At 60.9% G+C, this 19347-nt stretch carries 19 protein-coding genes and 1 tRNA gene; 8 read left to right on the top strand and 12 right to left on the bottom strand.

What is annotated here, in order from left to right:
- Positions 1 to 55 precede the first annotated feature (55 nt).
- Both xylR and C2E15_RS00650 read left to right on the top strand, forming a co-directional pair.
- Positions 56 to 1234 carry a D-xylose utilization transcriptional activator XylR gene (gene xylR / locus C2E15_RS00655; protein WP_104955695.1) on the top strand — a complete coding sequence of 393 codons (1179 nt, stop codon included), beginning with the start codon at positions 56 to 58 and terminating at the stop codon, positions 1232 to 1234.
- A 114-nt stretch (positions 1235 to 1348) separates the two neighbouring features.
- Positions 1349 to 1443: transfer RNA gene (locus C2E15_RS00650), tRNA-Sec, on the top strand.
- Positions 1444 to 1531: 88 nt separating this feature from the next.
- Here the strand turns inward: C2E15_RS00650 and C2E15_RS00645 are convergent.
- Positions 1532 to 2071 (bottom strand): GNAT family N-acetyltransferase, encoded by a 540-nt coding sequence (locus tag C2E15_RS00645; protein ID WP_104955694.1) that lies wholly within the window; start codon positions 2069 to 2071, stop codon positions 1532 to 1534.
- 374 nt (positions 2072 to 2445) lie between these two features.
- Between C2E15_RS00645 and C2E15_RS00640 the strand changes: the two genes are divergently transcribed.
- On the top strand, positions 2446 to 3603 hold the full coding sequence (locus tag C2E15_RS00640; protein WP_104955693.1) for a mandelate racemase/muconate lactonizing enzyme family protein: 1158 nt from the start codon (positions 2446 to 2448) through the stop codon (positions 3601 to 3603).
- Complete coding sequence (locus tag C2E15_RS00635) at positions 3596 to 4885, top strand: MFS transporter (RefSeq protein ID WP_104955692.1); 1290 nt, start codon at positions 3596 to 3598, stop codon at positions 4883 to 4885. The genes C2E15_RS00640 and C2E15_RS00635 overlap by 8 nt, the downstream gene beginning before the upstream one ends.
- Positions 4886 to 4938: 53 nt before the next feature.
- Here C2E15_RS00635 and murP read toward each other — a convergent pair whose 3' ends face one another.
- Positions 4939 to 6369, bottom strand: a complete 1431-nt coding sequence (gene murP, locus C2E15_RS00630) for a PTS N-acetylmuramic acid transporter subunit IIBC (RefSeq protein ID WP_104955691.1) — start codon at positions 6367 to 6369, stop codon at positions 4939 to 4941.
- A 383-nt stretch (positions 6370 to 6752) separates the two neighbouring features.
- Here murP and C2E15_RS00625 point away from each other — a divergent pair, with 383 nt between their 5' ends.
- From C2E15_RS00625 to C2E15_RS00610, 4 genes are all read left to right on the top strand, one after another.
- Entirely contained in the window at positions 6753 to 7616 is an 864-nt protein-coding gene (locus C2E15_RS00625; protein ID WP_104955690.1) for a GNAT family N-acetyltransferase, read from the top strand.
- A gap of 187 nt (positions 7617 to 7803) precedes the next feature.
- Positions 7804 to 8889: a LacI family DNA-binding transcriptional regulator gene (locus tag C2E15_RS00620; protein ID WP_104955689.1), complete on the top strand. Its 1086-nt coding sequence runs from the start codon at positions 7804 to 7806 to the stop codon at positions 8887 to 8889.
- A gap of 135 nt (positions 8890 to 9024) precedes the next feature.
- The gene (locus C2E15_RS00615) at positions 9025 to 12120 is read left to right on the top strand and encodes a beta-galactosidase (RefSeq protein WP_104955688.1); all 3096 of its coding nucleotides are present in this window, start codon (positions 9025 to 9027) and stop codon (positions 12118 to 12120) included.
- Between the two features lie 68 nt (positions 12121 to 12188).
- Positions 12189 to 13451, top strand: coding sequence for an MFS transporter (locus C2E15_RS00610; protein ID WP_104955687.1), 1263 nt, complete (start codon positions 12189 to 12191; stop codon positions 13449 to 13451).
- Between the two features lie 83 nt (positions 13452 to 13534).
- Here C2E15_RS00610 and fliR read toward each other — a convergent pair whose 3' ends face one another.
- From fliR to fliJ, 10 genes are all read right to left on the bottom strand, one after another.
- Positions 13535 to 14317, bottom strand: coding sequence for a flagellar biosynthetic protein FliR (gene fliR / locus C2E15_RS00605; protein ID WP_104955686.1), 783 nt, complete (start codon positions 14315 to 14317; stop codon positions 13535 to 13537).
- A 3-nt stretch (positions 14318 to 14320) separates the two neighbouring features.
- Positions 14321 to 14590, bottom strand: a complete 270-nt coding sequence (gene fliQ / locus C2E15_RS00600; RefSeq protein WP_104955685.1) for a flagellar biosynthesis protein FliQ — start codon at positions 14588 to 14590, stop codon at positions 14321 to 14323.
- 3 nt (positions 14591 to 14593) lie between these two features.
- Positions 14594 to 15355 carry a flagellar type III secretion system pore protein FliP gene (fliP, locus tag C2E15_RS00595; RefSeq protein WP_104955684.1) on the bottom strand — a complete coding sequence of 254 codons (762 nt, stop codon included), beginning with the start codon at positions 15353 to 15355 and terminating at the stop codon, positions 14594 to 14596.
- On the bottom strand, positions 15352 to 15699 hold the full coding sequence (gene fliO / locus C2E15_RS00590) for a flagellar biosynthetic protein FliO (RefSeq protein WP_104955683.1): 348 nt from the start codon (positions 15697 to 15699) through the stop codon (positions 15352 to 15354). Before fliO ends, fliP begins: the two co-directional genes overlap by 4 nt.
- A 34-nt stretch (positions 15700 to 15733) precedes the next feature.
- Positions 15734 to 16138 carry a flagellar motor switch protein FliN gene (gene fliN / locus C2E15_RS00585; RefSeq protein WP_104955682.1) on the bottom strand — a complete coding sequence of 135 codons (405 nt, stop codon included), beginning with the start codon at positions 16136 to 16138 and terminating at the stop codon, positions 15734 to 15736.
- Complete coding sequence (gene fliM, locus C2E15_RS00580; RefSeq protein ID WP_104955681.1) at positions 16131 to 17144, bottom strand: flagellar motor switch protein FliM; 1014 nt, start codon at positions 17142 to 17144, stop codon at positions 16131 to 16133. Before fliM ends, fliN begins: the two co-directional genes overlap by 8 nt.
- Positions 17145 to 17149: 5 nt before the next feature.
- Positions 17150 to 17656, bottom strand: a complete 507-nt coding sequence (gene fliL / locus C2E15_RS00575; protein ID WP_104955680.1) for a flagellar basal body-associated protein FliL — start codon at positions 17654 to 17656, stop codon at positions 17150 to 17152.
- A gap of 140 nt (positions 17657 to 17796) precedes the next feature.
- Positions 17797 to 18729 (bottom strand): flagellar hook-length control protein FliK, encoded by a 933-nt coding sequence (locus tag C2E15_RS00570; RefSeq protein WP_245912324.1) that lies wholly within the window; start codon positions 18727 to 18729, stop codon positions 17797 to 17799.
- Between the two features lie 2 nt (positions 18730 to 18731).
- Complete coding sequence (locus C2E15_RS21545; RefSeq protein WP_167391812.1) at positions 18732 to 18899, bottom strand: hypothetical protein; 168 nt, start codon at positions 18897 to 18899, stop codon at positions 18732 to 18734.
- A complete protein-coding gene (fliJ, locus tag C2E15_RS00565) occupies positions 18896 to 19345 on the bottom strand; it encodes a flagellar export protein FliJ (protein WP_104955678.1) in 450 nt (149 codons plus the stop codon). Before fliJ ends, C2E15_RS21545 begins: the two co-directional genes overlap by 4 nt.
- Between the last annotated feature and the right edge of the window lie 2 nt (positions 19346 to 19347).

The raw sequence follows: 19347 nt of genomic DNA, 5'->3' as shown, positions 1-19347 counted from the left end.
CTGCTGCCGGTTCCGCTGTGGTAATCAGGAAGCAGAATAAAAACCGGGAGTGATCATGTTTGAGAAACGCTTTCGCATCAGCCTGCTGTTTAACGCCAACAAAGTCTACGATCGTCAGGTGGTGGAGGGCGTCGGCGAATACCTGCAGGCGTCGCAAACTGACTGGGACATCTTTATCGAGGAGGATTTTCGCTGCCGCATCGACAATATCCGCGAATGCCTTGGCGACGGTGTGATCGCCGACTATGACGATAAAGAGATCGAAGCGCTGCTGAAAAACGTGGATGTGCCGATTGTCGGCGTCGGCGGCTCTTACCATCAGCCGGAGGATTATCCTCCGGTTCACTATATCGCCACCGATAACGCTGCGCTGGTGGAAAGCGCTTTTCTGCACCTTAAGGAGAAAGGCGTCAACCGCTTCGCCTTTTACGGCCTGCCCGCCTCCTGCGGCAAACGCTGGGCACAGGAGCGTGAATACGCCTTTCGGCAGCGGGTGGCGAAGGAGCGCTATCAGGGGGTGATCTATCAGGGCATGGAGACCGCGCCCGCCAACTGGCAGCATGCGCAAAACCGGCTTGCCGACTGGTTACAGACCCTGCCGCCGCAGACCGGGATTATCGCCGTGACCGACGCGCGCGCCCGTCATCTGCTGCAGGTGTGCGAACATTTAAATATTCCGGTGCCGGAAAAGCTGTGCGTTATCGGCATTGATAACGAAGAGCTAACGCGTTACCTGTCGCGCGTTGCGCTTTCATCGGTGGCGCAGGGCACGCGCCAGATGGGCTATCAGGCGGCCAAGCTGCTGCATCGCCTGCTGGATCGCCAGCCGCTGCCGCTGCAGCGTATTCTGGTGCCGCCGATAAAAGTGATCGCCCGGCGCTCTACCGACTATCGCTCGCTGCACGATCCGGCGGTAATTCAGGCGATGCACTATATCCGCTGCAACGCCTGCAAAGGCATTAAAGTGGAGCAGGTGCTGGATGCCATCGGCATGTCGCGCTCTAACCTGGAAAAGCGCTTTAAGGATGAAACCGGTGAGACCATCCACACCATGATCCACAGCGAAAAGCTGGAGCGGGCGCGTATGTTGCTGATCTCCTCTTCCATGCCGATCAATGAGATTTCGCAGATGTGCGGCTACCCGTCGCTGCAATATTTCTATTCGGTGTTTAAGAAAAGCTACGCCACCACGCCGAAGGAGTATCGCCAGCAGAGCGGCGAGGTGTTGAGCTAAGCGGATGCGGCAGGCGTCGCGCGCAGCGTTGGTCGAAAGCCAGGCCGTTAACCACCGCATCAGGGAGGGCTGTATCCCAGCGAAGCCGGTGCTATACTCTGCGCCTCACCTTATGGAAGATCGTCGTCTCCGGTGAGGCGGCCGGACTTCAAATCCGGTTGGGGCCGCCAGCGGTCCCGGGCAGGTTCGACTCCTGTGATCTTCCGCCACCTATCCCCCTTGCCCGCAATCGCCAATGCCGCCCCGTTCTGCCATAAGCAGGGCCGCTTTTTTCTGCCTCTGCATATAGCCTCTTTATCAGAGCGAGCCAAAGGCTGACGGGCGTACCAGCAAACACACCTCCTTGCCGCGGTAGGAAACATAATGCTGGAACCGGAAACCGAAGCGCTCAGCTAAAAAACGGGATCGCTGGTTTTCTTCATCAATAATGCAGCATACCGGGGAAGTGAATGTACGGTCGGCCCATTGTAAAATTGCGGCCACGCCTTCAGTCGCATAACCTTTGCCGCGCGCTTCAGCGATAAGCGTCCATCCCGCCTCCGGGTAGGGTAACGCGGGCGTAATGTCGCGGTGCGCATCCTGAAAACCAAACGAACCGACATAACGATTGGTCGCTTTTTCAAAAACGGCCCAGTAGCCATAGCCTAACACCTGCCAGTGTCCGATATAGCGCAGTAAACGGGTCCATATCGCTTCTGATGTGGGATGCTCTCCGCCATTTAACTTGAGCATCTCCGGGTCTGCCCAGCAGGTTTTAAGTGCCGCGAAATCATCAGGCGTAAACGGCTTGAGTATTAAGCGTTCCGTCTCCAGCTGAGGGGCTTGCTGTCCAGTCATGGGTTCTCCTTAAAAGCCGTTCCGTAATGGTGGCTAACTTAGCATCATATATTGGCTGGCTTCCAATCCATTCCCTAAAGCTAACTACCGTCACGCCGGCCCAACACCCACCTTGCAGCCCTGCCCCAACGCCCGCATTCATTTTCGGGCGATTCTGCAGAAGAGATAACGCGTAATAAGGCCAATTTGTGATCGACCACGCGGCATTATGGATTTTCGCCCAAATCCGGCGGGAATTAGCCGCTTAAACCTGGGCTAATGACCGATGTTGCGCCACAGACGGTTTTTTATACTCGCTAATACTCTGATCATCCTGCCTTTTGTCCGGCTTACCCCTGATCACGCGCCGGGCGTCACCTTATAGGGCTTTCAGCATGAAAATCATCGCAACAGAGATCGTGCGCATCGCTATTCCCTTTGATGCGCATCGCCGTCCGCCAGCGCAGCAGGAAACCACCTTTAATGCCGCGTCGCCTTCGCTTAGCCGCATGGAAGCGCTGCTGGTAAAGGTGGAAACCGACAGCGGCCTGTGCGGCTGGGGGGAAGCTTTCGGCCATCTCGCCAATCCGGTGAGCGAGCAGGCGTTGCGGACGCTGGCGGCGCCCTTTTTTCTCAACCGCACGCTGCCGACGAACCAGCATGAGATCGCGGCGCTGATGCAGGAGGCGGAAAAAGCGCTGCACGCTTTTGGCCGCAGCGGGCCGGTGCGCTACGCGCTGTCGGCGTTCGATATTGCACTGTGGGATCTGCTCGGCCAGCGGCAACAGGCGCCGCTCTGGCGGCTGCTGGGCGCGCAGCGGCAGGAGATTGAGCGCTACGCCAGCCTGGTCAGCTACGACAACGATCCGCAAGAGGTGGCGACGCAAGTATTGCGCGCGCACCGGCAGGGCTACACCAGCCTGAAGCTGCACGAAACCACGTTCGCCGCCATTAACGCCGCGCGCCAGGCGCTGCCCGCCAGCGTGCAGCTAATGGTGGATGTTAACTGCCCGTGGACGCCGGAGCAGGCCGCCGAACAGGTGCGGCTACTGCATCCGTTGCAGCTTGGCTGGCTGGAGGAGCCGATCTGGCCGCCAGATGATTATTCGGGTCTGGCTCAGCTGCGCCGCAGCGGCGTACCGCTGGCAGCCGGGGAAAATGTCGATGGCGATATGGGCTTTATCAGCCTGATAGCGCGTGGCGCGGTGGATGTGGCGCAGCCGAGCGTGGCGAAGGTCGGCGGCATCAGCGCGGCGCTGCGGGTGTTCCGGCAGGCGCAGCAGCACGGTGTACAGGTGGTGCCGCACTGCTTCTACTATGGCGCGGGCATGCTGGCGACCGCGCATCTGGTCGCCGCCCTGCCCGACAGCGTCAAAATGGAGATCCCCTGTATCGATTTTGAGGCCGATCTCTATCCGACGCTGCCGAAAAGCGTGCGCTTTATCCTCTCCGACCGTCCCGGCCTGGGCTATCAGCCCGATCCCGCAGTGATCGATCGCTACTGCCTGTCGCACATTCGCCTTGATGCCGAAGGAGACTCTCGCCATGTTTAAAAATTATCGCGTGGTCGTCGCGCTGTTGTTGTTCTGCGCCGGCATGCTCAACTATCTTGACCGCGCCGCCCTGTCGGTAATGGCGCCGCTGGTCAAAAAAGATTTAGATATCAACGATGCGCAGATGGGCATCCTGTTCAGCTGCTTTTTTATCGGCTACTGTGCGTTCTGCTTTATCGGCGGCTGGGGCGCCGATCGCTTCGGCCCGCGCCGCGTCTACGCCTGGGCCGCCGGCGTCTGGTCGCTGTTCTGCGGCGCCACCGCGCTGGTAACCGGCTTTACGCATCTGCTGATCGTGCGCATGCTGTTCGGCATCGGGGAAGGCCCGATGGGCACGACCACCAACAAATCGATCTCCAACTGGTTCCCGAAACAGGAAGTCGGGCGCGCGGTGGGCTTCACTAACGCCGGCCAGCCGCTGGGCGCGGCGATTGCCGCCCCGATCGTCGGGCTGGTCGGGCTGCAGTTCGGCTGGCGCATCGCCTTCGTGGTGATCGCCGCGCTGGGCTTTATCTGGGTCGCCTGCTGGCTGCTGCTGTTCCGCGATAAGCCTGAAGATCATCCGCGCGTCAGCCAGGCGGAGCGCGAGCTGATCATGCGTCAGCGCCCCGCCAGCCATGCCGCCGAAGTCGCCCCGCAGCAGGATAGCCACAGCCTGTGGCGCTATGTTTTTTCACTGCCGGTGATCGGCGTCGCCAGCGCCTTTTTCTGCTTTAATTACATTCAGTACTTTTTCCTCTCCTGGCTACCGAGCTATCTCACCGATTTTCAGCATCTCGATATTAAAAGCATGAGCATCATCGGCATTCTGCCGTGGCTTGGCGCCACGGTGGGCTTTCTCGGCGGCGGCATGATTTCCGATCTGCTCTACCGTCGCACGCAGAATTTTTTGCTGTCACGCAAACTGGTGATCTTCGTCGGGCTGGCGGTCGCCGCGCTCTGCGTGCTGCTGACGGCGTGGAGTCAGAGCGTGACGGCGGCCGTGACGCTGATTACGCTGGCCAGCGTCTTCGCCTATATGACGCCGCAGGCGTGCTGGTCGCTGCTGCAGGATATTGTCCCGGCCGGACGCATCGGCACCGCCGGCGGCTTTGTCCATCTGCTGGCTAACCTGGCGGGCATTCTCTCGCCGGGCATTACCGGCTTTTTGATTCAGTACGGCGGCGGCTATCACTCCGCCTTTGTGCTGGCGAGCATGCTGGCGCTGGCAGGCATGGTGCTGCTGGCGCTGCTGGTGCGCCAGAAAGGGGTAAACGACCTGCGGGCGCTGGCGCTGCGCTAACCTGCGCGGCTGACCGGCGGCATAGCCGGTCAGCCGCAGGCGGCGCGCCACATTTACCCCAGATCGACCCCCTTGTAACCGAACAGCCAGGTGACAAGAAAACCGGTGCCATAGGCGATAATCATTCCTGCGGCATAAACCGCCATCCCGGCGTAAATTCCGGCGCCGGAGGTCATCAGCGGCAGCGATACCAGGCCCGACGGGCCGAACACGGTATTAAGCCCGACCGGCAGGCCGAGCCAGGCCACCAGGCCGATAAAGAAACCGCCGCAGGCGCCGCCGATACAGGCGGTGACAAAAGGCTTCACGCGCGGCAGCGTCACCGCATAAATCAGCGGCTCCCCTACGCCCAGCAGGCCGGGTAGGATCGCCCCCTTTACCTGGCTGCGCGTCAACGAGCCGCGCGCGGAGCGACAATAGAGCGCCAGCGCCGCGCCAACCTGCCCGCCGCCCGCCATCGCCAGGATCGGGAAAAGTGAATTGAACCCCTGCACCTCCATCAGCGCGAAATAGACCGGGATAAAACCCTGATGCACGCCAAATACCACGGCGATCAGAAACAGACCGGCCAGAACGGCGCAGCCGAAAGGGTTGCCGTTGAGGTGCAGGAACAGCCAGGACATGCCTTTAAACAGCTCGCCGCCGAACGGCATGATCAGCGTAAAGGTCAGCGCCCCGGTGATCAGCAGCGCCAGCGTGGAAGTCAGGATCATATCCAGGCTGTCGGGAATGATGTTGCGCAGCTGTCGCTCTATCCATGCCCCCAGGATGGCAGCGATAAGGACGCCGATGATATTGCCGCGCGGCTCGATGCTCAGGCCAAAAAAGGTCTCGATGCCGGAGAAGTAGCCGGTAGTCGCCTGCGGGTGATAGCCCACCAGAAACAGGGAGGCGATGATGGCGCCGTTAACGCCGGAGCCACCAAACGCCTTCTGGGCGTTATAGCCAATCAGAATCGGCAGAAAGGTAAACAGCCCCTTACCGAACAGCTTCATATAACCGACAAGGTGCGTCAGCGCCGCGCTTTTCTCCGTCGCACTGGCCAGCAGCCCCTGCTCGATCAAGGTGGCGAAGCCCAGCAGCAGCCCGGCGGCGATAAAACCCGGGATCAGCGGCGTAAAGATGGTGGCGAACGTAGCCAGAAACTGATGTACCGGGCTGGTTTGCCTGGCCTTCATATTTTGCTTCGTCTCGCTGGCCGCCTGACCGATGCGCTGCGGCGCGGCCTGCGATTCCAGCATCGCGTTCATCATCTCTGCGGCCGTTTGCGCTTTACCGGGGCCGAGAACAATCTGCAGCTGCCCGTCGCTGTTAATCACTCCCAGCACGCCCGGCAGCGCTTTCAGCGGCTCCAGCTGAATCAGTTCAGAGTTATTGAGCGTCAGGCGCAGACGCGTCATACAGTGCCCGCAGCGGCGGATATTCGGTTGATTGCCCACCCGCTGCAGTATGGAAACAATAAGCTGTTGCGTGATTTTCGCCATGGCCAGATCCTCGCCGTTGTCAGCGCCGCTTGCCGGCAGCCGCCGTAAGTAAGGAATATTCTATGATTCATTTTTTAAACTAAATGAATAATTTATTCCTTTACCGCTAAATGTGACCCTCTTCATAGAAAGCGGCGCCCTTACGCAGGCGGCCTGTTCTGCTTGCGCGCGCCGCCTACCTCCTCATCCCCGCATCCGGCTAACGTGACTTAAGTCAAATCATCAACAACACTTATAATATGGATATCAGGAGATGGCAGTTTCATAATGAAAACGTCGTCTCAATCACATTTTATGACTTTTTCATGAAATGATTGTTTAGAGAAATTTATTGATCAATACTGTCGGCAGGCGATTTTTACACCACAGCAAGGAGAGTTATCGTGTTACATCCAGCCGTTCAGCCTGCCGCTCAGCCGCCGTGTAAGGCCGGGTTACGCCGTACGCTGCGCTTTAACCAGCAGCACTCATCCGATAAGGTCGACATTTGTCAGGTCGCCACGCTACCGGAGTTTTTCGCCAGTATGCAAAAGCTTCATGCCGAATATCTGCGCCTGGGGCTGGTGACACGCCAGCAGGGCGATATGCTGTTTTCGCCGTGGTTCTTCTCGCCGGACAACCGCCTGTTTATCGCGCGTATCGCCGGCGAGGTAGTGGGCACCATCGGCTTTATCAAGCAGAGTGAGCAGGGGTTGCCGGCGGAAAAAATCTTTGCCGATGTGATACGCCAGACCGGCTGCACGCCGGAAAAAACCGCTGAAATCGGCTCGCTGTGCATCGACGCCCGCTATCGCGGCACCGGTATGCTGAAAACGCTGTACGCCTGGATGATGCTCTACGCTATTTTCCATCAGCGCGCGGAAACGCTGTTTATTCAGGTGGAAAAACGCAAGGCGCGCTTTTATCAGGATCTGCTTTTCTTCCGCCAGCTGGGTGAAAGCCGCGTTCATCCGGACTACCAGGGGCGCGAGGTGGCGCTGCTGCACGCCGATGTGCATTCGGTCGGCCAGATGCTCTCCCGCCAGCTGACGCCGGGCAAAAGCACCGGACTGCGCCAGCTGCTCTCCACCTTTGAAATTGAAGGCATGTTCCGGCAGCTGCGCCAACGGATGCGGCATGAGCGCGCGCTGTGCTGGAACGCCAACACTGTACGCCGTTACTGCGAGTTGTGCGGCGTGAACGAGGCGCGACTAACCTCATCGCAGCGGGCGCTGCTGCGGGCGCTGCTGAACCGTGCCGCCGACTAAGCGACAGCACCTGGCTTCAGGCGCGCGCGGCTGCGTGCGCCGCTTTCTTCAGCCGCGCAGCGGTGCCGTGTCCCCCGCGATCTCTTCCTCCTGCTATGCGTCGTTTTTACTTTATCCGTTACCCGACATACTATTTCGCCATCAGTAAAACCGCACAGCCCTGTGCGGATAGTCTAAGGACGTCGGGATGAAAGCGAAGTCGATCACTCTCTATGATGTGGCACAGCATGCAGGGGTCTCTTATCAGACCGTTTCGCGGGTGATAAACCAGGCGGACAACGTCTCCGCAAAAACCCGGCAGCGGGTAGAGGCGGCGATGGCGGCGCTGAACTACGTGCCGAACCGCGTGGCGCAGCAGCTGGCGGGCAAAATGGGCTATACCCTCGGCCTTGCGACCTCCGATCTCTCGCTGCATGCGCCTTCGCAGATTGCCGCCGCGATTAAATCGCGCGCCGGCGAAAAGCGCTTTAACGTCGTTATCTCGATGACGGAGCAGAGCGGCTTCGAGGCGGCGAAAGCGGCCATCAACAGCCTGCTGGCGCAGCGGGTGGACGGACTGATCGTGAATATTCCGCTGCAGGATGAAGAGGCGCAAAGCCTGGCGGCGCTCTGCCAGGATACGCCGGTGCTGTTTCTGGATGTCTCGCCGCAGCTGGCGGCTAATAGCGTCATCTTCGATCCCGCTGAAGGGGCGCGTCTCGGCGTCGCGCACTTGCTGGCGCTGGGCCACAGTGATATCGCGCTGCTGGCGGGCCCGCAAAGTTCAATATCCGCTCGCCTGCGTTTCGAGGGCTGGCGGCAGGCGCTGGCGCAACGGCAGCTGACGCCGGGGGCGGTGATGGAGGGCGACTGGAGCGCGCTGTCGGGCTATCAGCAAGTGTCCCGGCTGCTGAGCGAGGGCGCCCGGCCCGGTGCGCTGCTGGTGGCCAACGATCAGATGGCGCTGGGCGCGCTGCGGGCTCTCTCCGAAGCGGGCCTGCGGGTGCCAGATGATGTCTCGGTCATCGGCTATGACGATACCGCTGACAGCGCCTGTTTTATCCCGCCGCTCACCACCATCAAACAGGATTTCCGCACGCTGGGCAAAAACAGCGTGGAGCGCATGATCGAAATGATCCACCAGCCGGATGCGCCGATCCGTTCCGATCTGCTGCCGGTCAGCCTGGTGGTGCGTAAAACCACCGCCGCGCCGGGCGACGAAGCGCTCTCTCCGCAGGCGCTTTCAGCGGCGCTGATGCAGCTGGCGCAGCAGGCGGCGCGTTTAAAAGGGTAAGCATCGCGCCGCAGAGGGTGAGCGCGTTATTTGTGAATCGCGTCACCGATTCCGCTAACGCAGCTTTACAAGCCGGACGGGCAAAATCATATTTCCCTTAAATTGTGAGCGCATCGCATAATTAAGGAACCGTATATGATTGTAAAAGCAGGCTCGCCCGCCGCCTCTCTCAGCGCCATTTTGGCGCGCCGTGACTGGGAAAACCCGGCGATAACCCATCTTAATCAGCTCCCCGCCCACCCGCCGTTCTGTAGCTGGCGCACCCCGGAAGAGGCGCGCGACGACCGCCCCTCATCCCGCCTGCGCAGCCTGAATGGCCGCTGGCGTTTCAGCTATTTTTCCCGCCCGGAAGCGGTGCCGGAAAGCTGGCTGCAGGGCGATCTGCCCGATGCCGACGCGGTGACAGTGCCCTCTAACTGGCAGATGGCGGGCTATGATGCGCCAATCTACACCAACGTCAACTACCCGATTCCGGTCAATCCGCCCTTTGTGCCGGAAGAGAATCCGACCGGTTGTTACTCGCTCACATTTGAGGCCGACGCTGGCTGGCTCGCCAGCGGCCAAACACGTGTGGTCTTCGATGGCGTGAACTCCACGTTTCATCTCTGGTGCAACGGCCACTGGATCGGCTACGCGCAGGATAGCCGCCTGCCCTCTGAATTCGATCTCAGCGCGGCGCTACAGCCGGGCGCCAACCGTCTGGCGGTGATGGTGCTGCGCTGGAGCGACGGCAGCTACCTGGAAGATCAGGATATGTGGCGCATGAGCGGCATTTTCCGCGACGTGTCGCTGCTGCATAAACCGCAGACCTGTATCAGCGATCTGCAGGTGACGACGCACCTGAACGACAGTTTCAGCTATGCCGATCTCGATACGCTGGTGGTGGCGAAAGGCGCCGATCTACAGGGCGTGCAGGCGACGCTGCAGCTCTGGGATGGCGACGAGAAGCTGGGTGAATGCCAGCAGCCGCTCGGCAGCGCGATCATTGACGAGCGCGGCGCCTGGCGCGATCGCGTTACGCTGCGTCTGCCGGTACTGGCGCCAAAACTCTGGAGCGCGGAAACGCCGTCGCTCTATCGCCTGGTGGTGCTGCTGCACGACGCCAGCGGCGCGCTGCTGGAGGCGGAAGCGTGCGATATCGGCTTCCGTAAGGTGGAAATTACCCAGGGGCTGCTGAAGCTGAACGGCAAACCGCTGCTGATTCGCGGCACCAACCGCCATGAACATCACCCGGAAAACGGCCAGGTGATGGATGAAGAGACCATGCGCCGCGATATCCTGCTAATGAAGCAGCATAACTTCAACGCGGTGCGCTGCTCTCACTACCCTAACCATCCGCTTTGGTATCGCCTGTGCGATCGCTACGGCCTTTATGTGGTAGATGAAGCCAATATCGAAACCCACGGCATGGAGCCGATGAGCCGCCTGACCAACGATCCGGTCTGGCTGCCGGCGATGAGCGAGCGCGTGACGCGCATGGTGCAGCGCGACCGCAATCACCCTTCCATCATTATCTGGTCGCTGGGCAACGAATCGGGCCACGGCGTTAACCACGACGCCCTCTACCGCTGGATTAAATCCAACGATCCGACGCGGCCGGTGCAGTATGAAGGCGGCGGCGCCGACAGCGCGGCGACCGATATCATCTGCCCGATGTATGCGCGCGTCGATCAGGACCAGCCTTTCCCCCAGGTGCCGAAGTGGTCGATTAAAAAGTGGATCGGCATGCCAGAGGAGCATCGCCCGCTGATCCTCTGCGAATATGCCCACGCGATGGGCAACAGCTTCGGCGGCTTCCATAAATACTGGCAGGCGTTCCGCCAGCACCCGCGCCTGCAGGGCGGCTTTGTCTGGGACTGGGTCGATCAGTCGCTCACCCGCTATGACGATAACGGCCAGCCCTGGTCGGCCTACGGCGGCGATTTCGGCGATACGCCCAACGATCGTCAGTTCTGCATGAACGGCCTGGTGTTCGCCGATCGCACCCCGCATCCGGCGCTGTATGAAGCGCAGCAGGCGCAGCAGTTCTTCCAGTTCACCCTGCAGAGCGAAGCGCCGGTGACGCTGGAGATCGCCAGCGAATATCTGTTCCGCCGTAGTGATAACGAGCAGCTGATCTGGACGCTGGCGCAGGAGGGGCGTGAGATCGCCCGCGGCGAGGTGGCGCTGGATATCGCGCCGGAAGGCACGCAGCGTATTGTGCTGGATCTCCCCGTTGTGACCACCGGCGGCCAGCTGTGGCTGACGGCGCAGGTGCGGCAGATTGCCGCCACCGCCTGGTCCGACGCCGGCCATATCTGCGCCTGGCAGCAGTGGCGCCTGGCCGCGCCGCTGACGCTGCCCGCGCCGAAAACCGCCGCCGCTGCCGCGCCGCAGCTGCGCGTTAGCGAGCGGGAATTTACCGTGGAGCTGGATGCGCAGCGCTGGCAGTTCAGCCGCGAAAGCGGCCTGCTGACGCAGTGGTGGAAAGCGGGCGAGCCCGCGCTGCTGCAGCCGCTGCAGGATCAGTTCACCCGCGCCCCGATCGATAATGATATCGGCGTCAGCGAGGCGGCGCGCATCGACCCCAACGCCTGGGTTGAGCGCTGGAAGGCGGCAGGCTTTTACCAGATGGAGCCGCAGCTGGAGCAGTGCGCGGCGGAGCAGCTTAGCGCGGAAGTGCAGCTGACCACGGTTCACAGCTGGCGTTATCAGGGCGCCATCCTGTTTATCAGCCGTAAAACCTGGCGCATCGACGGCGCCGGCGCGCTGCATATCAGCGTCGATGTCGAGGTCGCCAGCGGCGTGCCGGCGCCGGCGCGCATCGGCCTGAGCTGCCAGCTGGCGCAGGTGCATCCGCAGGTGAGCTGGCTGGGCCTCGGCCCGCATGAGAACTACCCGGACCGCAAACAGTCCGCCCGCTACGATCGCTGGACGCTACCGCTGGCGGCGCTCTATACCCCTTATGTCTTCCCCGGCGAAAACGGCCTGCGCTGCGACAACGCATGGCTGCAGTACGGCGACAACGAATGGCGCGGCCGTTTCCACTTCAACCTCAGCCGTTACAGCCAGCGTCAGCTGCATGAGACGACGCACCGCCATCTGCTGCGCGAAGAGGAAGGCAGCTGGCTCAACCTCGACGGCTTCCATATGGGCGTCGGCGGCGACGACTCCTGGAGCCCCAGCGTGTCGCCAGAGTATCTGTTACAGGACAGCCACTATCACTATCAGGTGAGCTGGGTGCGTCGTTAACCCGCGCTGCGCCGTTAGCCGGGGCGGGTCTGCCCAGTCCGCCCCGCGATAACCTTAAGGATAATGCTATGTATTACATGAAAAATACTAACTTCTGGATGTTCGGGCTGTTCTTCTTCTTCTACTTTTTCATCATGGGAGCCTACTTCCCGTTCTTCCCCATCTGGCTGCATGACATCAACCATTTGAGCAAGAGCGATACCGGCATCGTTTTCGCCAGCATCTCGCTTTTTTCGCTGCTGTTTCAGCCGGTTTTCGGCCTGCTTTCCGATAAGCTCGGCCTGAGAAAGCACCTGTTGTGGATCATCACCGGCATGCTGGTGATGTTCGCCCCCTTCTTTATCTATGTGCTGGGCCCGCTGCTGCAGGCCAACATCCTGCTCGGCGCGGTCGTCGGCGGCATCTATCTCGGCTTTATCTACAACGGCGGCGCGCCGGCGATTGAAGCCTATATCGAAAAGGTCAGCCGTCGTAGCCAGTTTGAATTCGGCCGCGCACGCATGTTCGGCTGCGTCGGCTGGGCGCTCTGCGCCTCGATCGTCGGCATTATGTTCACCATCAATAACCAGTTCGTTTTCTGGCTCGGCTCCGGCTGCGCGGTGATCCTGGCGATTTTGCTGTTTATCGCCAAACCGCAGGCGCAACCCTCCGCGCAGGTGGCGAATACGCTGGGCGCCAACCACTCCCCCTTTAGCCTGCGCCTGGCGCTGGAACTGTTTAAAGATCGCAAACTCTGGTTCCTGTCGCTTTACGTGGTCGGCGTCTCCTGCACCTATGACGTGTTCGATCAGCAGTTCGCCAATTTCTTCACCTCATTCTTTACCACCGGCGAACAGGGCACGCGCGTCTTCGGCTACGTCACCACCATGGGCGAGCTGCTGAATGCCTCAATCATGTTCTTCGCACCGCTGATTGTGAACCGCATCGGCGGCAAGAACGCGCTGCTGCTGGCGGGCGCGATCATGTCAGTGCGCATTATCGGCTCCTCTTTTGCCAGCTCGGCGCTGGAGGTGGTGGTACTGAAAACCCTGCATATGTTTGAGGTGCCGTTCCTGATTGTCGGCTGCTTTAAATACATCACCAGCCAGTTCGAGGTGCGCTTCTCCGCCACCATCTATCTGGTCTGCTTCTGCTTCTTCAAACAGCTGTCGATGATTTTTATGTCACTGTTCGCCGGCTATATGTATGACAGCATGGGCTTCCACGGTGCCTATCTGGTGCTGGGGCTGGTGGCACTCTCCTTCACGCTGGTCTCGGTCTTTACCCTCAGCGGCGACGGCCCGCTCAGCCTGCTGCGCGGGCGTGGCAAGAACGACGTGAAGCCAGCCTGATGCGACGGCGGCAGCCGCCGGAACCGGCGCAACGCCCGGGATAAGATCGCTGAAACGGGGCCGCTGGCCCCGTTTTTACCGCCCTAGCCGGAGCGAAACAGCAGCAGGATCTGCGAGAGCCGCGTAAAGAACAGCGCCATCAGATGAGAGAAATAGGGGGCGAGGTTGTTCATCAACAGCAGCAGCGCCAGCATGCCGACGCTCAGCGTCAGCGGAAAACCCACCACGAAAATCGACAGCTGCGGCGTCAGGCGGTTCAGCAACCCCAGCGTCAGGTTAATCGCCAGCAGCAGGGTGATCACCGGCAGCCCCAGCCCGACGCCGCACTGAAACACCAGCCCTGCCGCCTGCGGCAGCGCGATAAAGGCGTCGCGACTGAGCGGCGCGACGCCGATCGGCAGCAGCTGAAAGCTCTCCGCCAGCGCGTTCAGCATCAGCAGATGGCCGTTGAACAGCAGAAACAGCAGGATGCCCAGCAGGTTAAGCAGGCGGGAGATCACCGGCATATTTTCGCCGCCGGAGGGATCGTAGAAGGTAGCGAACGAGAGGCCCATCTGCAGGCCAATAATTTCGCCGGCGTAGCGCACGCTGACAAAGATAAGCTGTATGGTCAGCCCCATCGCCGCGCCAATCAGCAGCTGCTGGCAGCCGACCCACAGCCCCATCACGGAGATCAGCGGCACCGAACTCGCCGGCAGGCTCTGTCCGATCAGCAGCGTGATCAGCGCCGCCAGCCCGACCTTCACCCGGTTGCCGATCGCCTTATCGTTAAAAACCGGCGCGGTGCTGAACAACGCCAGCACGCGCATCAGCGGCCAGAAGTAGTGGCTCACCAGCAGCGGCAGCGCGTCCAGCGACAAGGTCATGGCTTAGCCGATCATCTGCGGCAGATTGCCGTAGAGCGCGCGCATATAGTCGAGCATGGTTGCCAGCATCGTCGGCCCGAGCGCCACGGCGACCGCCACAATCACCAGGATCTTCGGGATAAAGCTCAGCGTCATCTCATTGATCTGGGTCGATGCCTGCAAAATGCTGACCACCAGCCCGGTCACCAGCGCCGCCAGCAGCAGCGGCGCCGCGATCATCAGGCCCACGCGGATCGCCTGGAACCCCATAGCCATTACGCTTTCCGGCGTCATGATTTATCCTGCCTGATTGATAAAGGTTTGCGCCAGCGATCCCATAATGAGCTGCCAGCCATCCACCAGCACAAACAGCATCAGCTTGAACGGCAGCGAAATGGTGGCGGGCGGCACCATCATCATCCCCAGCGCCATCAGCACGCTGGCGACCACCAGATCGATGATTAAAAAGGGGATAAAGACCGCAAAGCCGATCTGAAAGCCGGTTTTCAGCTCGCTGGTGACGAAGGCGGGCAGCAGGATGCGCAGCGGCACCTCTTGCTGGCTCGCGTAGTTATCCCGCTTCGCCATGCGCGTATAGAGCGCCAGATCGGCCTCGCGCGTATGGCGCAGCATAAATTCCCGCATCGGCTGTGCCGCCCGTGGTACCGCCGCCTCCAGCGAAATCTTATCCTGCGACAGCGGCAGCCAGGCCTCCTCATAGACGCGGTTGAACACCGGCGACATCACAAAAAAGGTGACAAACAGCGCCAGCCCCAGCAGGACCTGGTTGGGCGGTGTCGAGGGTGTGCCGAGCGCGTTGCGCAGCAGTCCCAGCACGATAATGATGCGGGTGAAACCGGTCATCATCAGCAGCATCGCCGGCAGGAAGGTCAGCGAGGTAAGCAGCACCAGCGTCTGGATCGGCAGCGACCAGCTTTCGCCGCCACCGCCGCGCGTCAGCAGGATATCGCCGTTGGCGGCCCAGGCGGCGTGGCCCGGCAGCAGCAGCAACGGCAGCAGTACGGCGAACAGGCCGCGACGGATAACATGGCGAGTCATTCAGGCTCCGCGTTGTCGCGCTTGCGCAAGCGCCTCAGGATAAAGGAAAAGTCGGGCGGGTCGTTTTCCGTCGGCGCAGGCGTCGCCAGCCGGCCGAGACGCGTGATCGCGCCCGGCGTCACGCCGAGCAGCAGCCGCTCGCCGTCCACCTCGACCACCACCAGCCGTTCGCGCTGCCCCAGCGAATAGCGCGCTTTGACGGCGATTTGCGTGCCGTCGGCGCGAAGACGGCCTGCAACGCCACAACGCCGCGCCAGCCAGGCGCAGGCGAAAATCAGCAAGATCACCAGCGCCAGCGCGCCGCCGATCTGCATCGTCAGCGAGACGGACGTAGAGGTATCCATCACGGTGCGTTTCCGTTGGCATTACGAGGCGGCATCAGCGGCTCAAACGCTGCATGCGTTCAGAAGGCGTGATGATATCGGTGATGCGGATACCGAACTTATCGGAGACCACCACCACCTCGCCCTGAGCGATGAGATAGCCGTTGATCAGAATATCGAGCGGCTCGCCGGCGAGACCGTCGAGCGTCACTACCGAGCCCTGGCTCAACCGCAGCAGCTCTTTAATGGTCATTTTGGTGCGTCCCAGCTCGACAGTCATCTTCACCGGGATATCCAGGATCAGCTTGAGGTCTTCGCTGAACGCCGCCACCTGCGACTCTTTCGGCATTACCGGCGCGGCGGATGAGCTTTCCGCCGTGATTTGTTCGGCCAACGCTTCGCCCCAAAGGCTGTCCACAGATGGTTCGTCAGCACCAGACGGTTGTTTGGCGTCACTCATGGGGACATTGCTCCTTATTTAATGAGGGTAACGTAGGGTTGAGTAGTTGCTCGACCTTGAGGGCGTACTGGCCGTTCACGCAGCCATATTTGCCCGCCAGCACCGGGAAGCCGTCGACGCACGCTTCTACATGGTCCGGCTTATCCAGCGGGATCACATCGCCGGCCTGCAGCGCAAGAATGTTCGACAGCCGCGTCTGCACCTCGGAGAAGTTCGCCACCAGTTCCAGCTCGGTATCTTTGACCTGCGATGCCAGCACCGTGCGCCAGTGATCATCCTCCTGGCGCGAGTTCTCCAGCGGCGGGTTGGTCAGCAGCTCGCGCAGCGGTTCGATAATGCTAAAGGGGATGCAGATATCGAACTCGCCGCTCTGCGAGCCGATCTCAACGTAGAACGGCGTAGTCACCACGATATCGTTGGGCGAGGAGGTGATATTGGTGAACTTCACCTGAATTTCGGCGCGCACATATTCGGTTTCTAATTTGAAAATCGAACTCCAGGCGTAGTCATATGCCTCCAGCGCCATCGACAACATGCGTTTGATAATACGTTGCTCGGTCGGAGTGAACTCCCGCCCTTCCACCTTGGTAGGAAAGCGGCCGTCGCCGCCGAAGAGGTTATCCACCGCCATAAACACCAGGCTGGGCGAGAAGACGAACAGCGCCGTGCCGCGCAGCGGGTTCATATGCACCAGGTTGAGGTTGGTCGGCACCGGCAGATTGCGCGCAAATTCGTGATAGGGCTGAATTTTGATATTGCCGGCGGTGATATCCGGGCTGCGCCGCAGCAGATTAAACAGCCCCATACGGAACTGGCGGGCGAAGCGTTCGTTGATAATCTCAAGCGAATGCAGGCGCTCGCGCACCACGCGGCGCTGCGTATTCGGGTCGTAGGGCTTGATCGCGTCGTCGCTTAGCCGCGTGTCCGCCGCATGTTCGGTTTCGCTGTTATTGCCGCCGTTCAACAGGCGGTCGATTTCCGCCTGCGATAATATGCTGTCAGACATGAAGATTACCGTAAAATAAAGGCGTTAAATAAAACGTCTGAAACAACCACACCCTGCCGGGCGTCCAGCGGTTTGCCTAACGCCTGTTTAATATCCGCAATCAGCTGCGCCTTACCTTCATGATGCGATAATTCATCCGCGCTGCGTTCGGAAAATAACATCAGCAGGCGGCTGCGTACCTCCGGTAAATATTTTTCAATCAGCGCTTTATCCTTTTCCGCCCCGACGCGCAGCGTTAATCCAATATAAAGCACCCGATCGTGTTCCTCTTCGTCCGGCTTCAGGCTGACGGTAAAGGTATCCAGCGGCACATAGAGCGGCACCGCCGGCACGGTGGGCTCGGCGGCGGCGGGCTCGTCGCCCTCCGTCTGCAGGCGCGACTGCATATTTTTCATTTCATACAGTGAATAGGCCGCGATGGCGCAGGCGGCAATGGCGATAAATAACACCACAATAATAAATAACGACCGGAGTTTACCTTTCCCTGGCGCCTTCTTTTTTTGGTCTGATATCGAATTAACACTTCCTGTTATGAACTACCTGATGCTCAATTAATTATGATTAATTGAATAGCGAATTCTATTACACACGGGCCGGGGGACAATTCGCCAAAAAAGAGAAATTGCTGTCGGCAAATAACACGTTTCCTTTATCAGGCAAAAATGCTGATGCCGGGCCGCCCGCTGACAAGGCGTGGCGCGGGCGGCGCTTCTGTGCCGGCATGCGGCGCGGCGTCCTCCCCCTCCTCCGACTGCGGCGAAGCCTGTCCGGCACCGGAATCCGCCGATGCGCCCCATGATGGCGCCTCGCCGCCTACGCTGCCCTGGTCAAGCTGGATCCCCGCCCCGGCCAGCGCGCTGCGCAGGTGCGGCATCGCCGCCTCCAGCGCGGCGCGTACCTGATGGTGATCGGTGACGAAGTGCAGCTGCGCCTGATCCTGGCTGAGCCGCAGGCTGATCTGCAGCGGTCCCAGCTCTTCGGGATGCAGACGCAGTTCGGCATGATGCACACCATGGCGGGTGAAGCTGCTGAGCTGATGGCCGAGCGCCTGTTGCCAGGCGGGCGAGCCGACTTCCGGCTCCAGCGCGGCGTGCGCCATCGCAGGCGGCGGAGGCGCGCTCCGGGTCGGCGCGGCGGCCGCAGAGGTTAACATGGATGCCTGTGCGGCCATCGGCGCCGGCGCGATATCGGATAATCCCGCCGGCGGGCGGCTATCCGTCGAAGTCGGTGCCGGGGCGGCGGACGGCAGGGATTCATCGCCGCTGGCGTTCTGCGCCTTCGGCGGCGTAAAGACAAACAGCGGCGCGTCCTGCGCCTGCGGCGGCGTGGCGACCGGGCTGGAAAGGGAAGCGGCACCCTGCGCCTGCGGGCTGGCGATCATGCGCAACATCGCGCTCGCGGCGCGTGTTTCGGCGACAGCGGGCGACGCGGCGTTATCAGGCCCGGCGGCAGCGGCAAGCGACGCGGCGGCCAGTGCCGCGTCATTCAGCGGCGTCAGCGTGACGGCGGGCGTTATTATGGCCGGCGCGGCAGGCGCGTCGTCCGTGTCGCTGTCGTCCGGCGCGGCCATTTCAGCCTGCGTCACCTCTATGGGGGGCCATCTTCGGCGCGCGCGCTGCCGGCCAACAGCGGCAGCAAAGCCAGCTGGCTCTCCAGCGCGACGGCGAAATCACCGCTCTCCTCCTGCACCGTCGGCGCGGCGCTGCCGGGATGGTAAACCGCCCCGGTCAGGGCGGCGACTGCGTTAACCCTCATAAGCCGGCACTCCTTAAGCTGGCGCGTTGCGCCAATTCATCCATCATTTTCTGCTCCTGGCGGCGCGCTTTCAGCTGCAGAACCGCATCGGCCCGGTTGATTAACGTTTCAAAAGCGTTCAGCCGCTGTTTATCTTTTTTCCAGCCCTCCAGCGTACGGTCGACCGATTGCTGGCACGCCGCCACGCGGTGGGCCTGCTGGCGCGCCACGCGGTTTAGCGAAGAGATAAAAAACTGGTGGCTCAGCAGCGTCACCACCGGCATGCCGTCGGCGGAGAGAAGAGTTTGCAGCTGGCGGCCATACTCCTGCTCATAGTGGTGGAGCTGCTCAAGCTGCGCGGCGGCGCTGGCGTGCGCCTGCCGTAGCTGGCCCAGCTGCTGCGTGGTGTCGTTCAGATGTTGTTCCGCCAGGTTGCGCAGAACGTGCATTGGGGTGCTTTTCGCCATGC

The sequence above is a fragment of the Mixta gaviniae genome (assembly GCF_002953195.1).
Classification (GTDB): Bacteria; Pseudomonadota; Gammaproteobacteria; order Enterobacterales; family Enterobacteriaceae; genus Mixta; species Mixta gaviniae.
The sequence above is the reverse complement of the archived record's forward strand: the minus strand, read 5'-3'. Positions and strand labels throughout refer to the sequence as shown.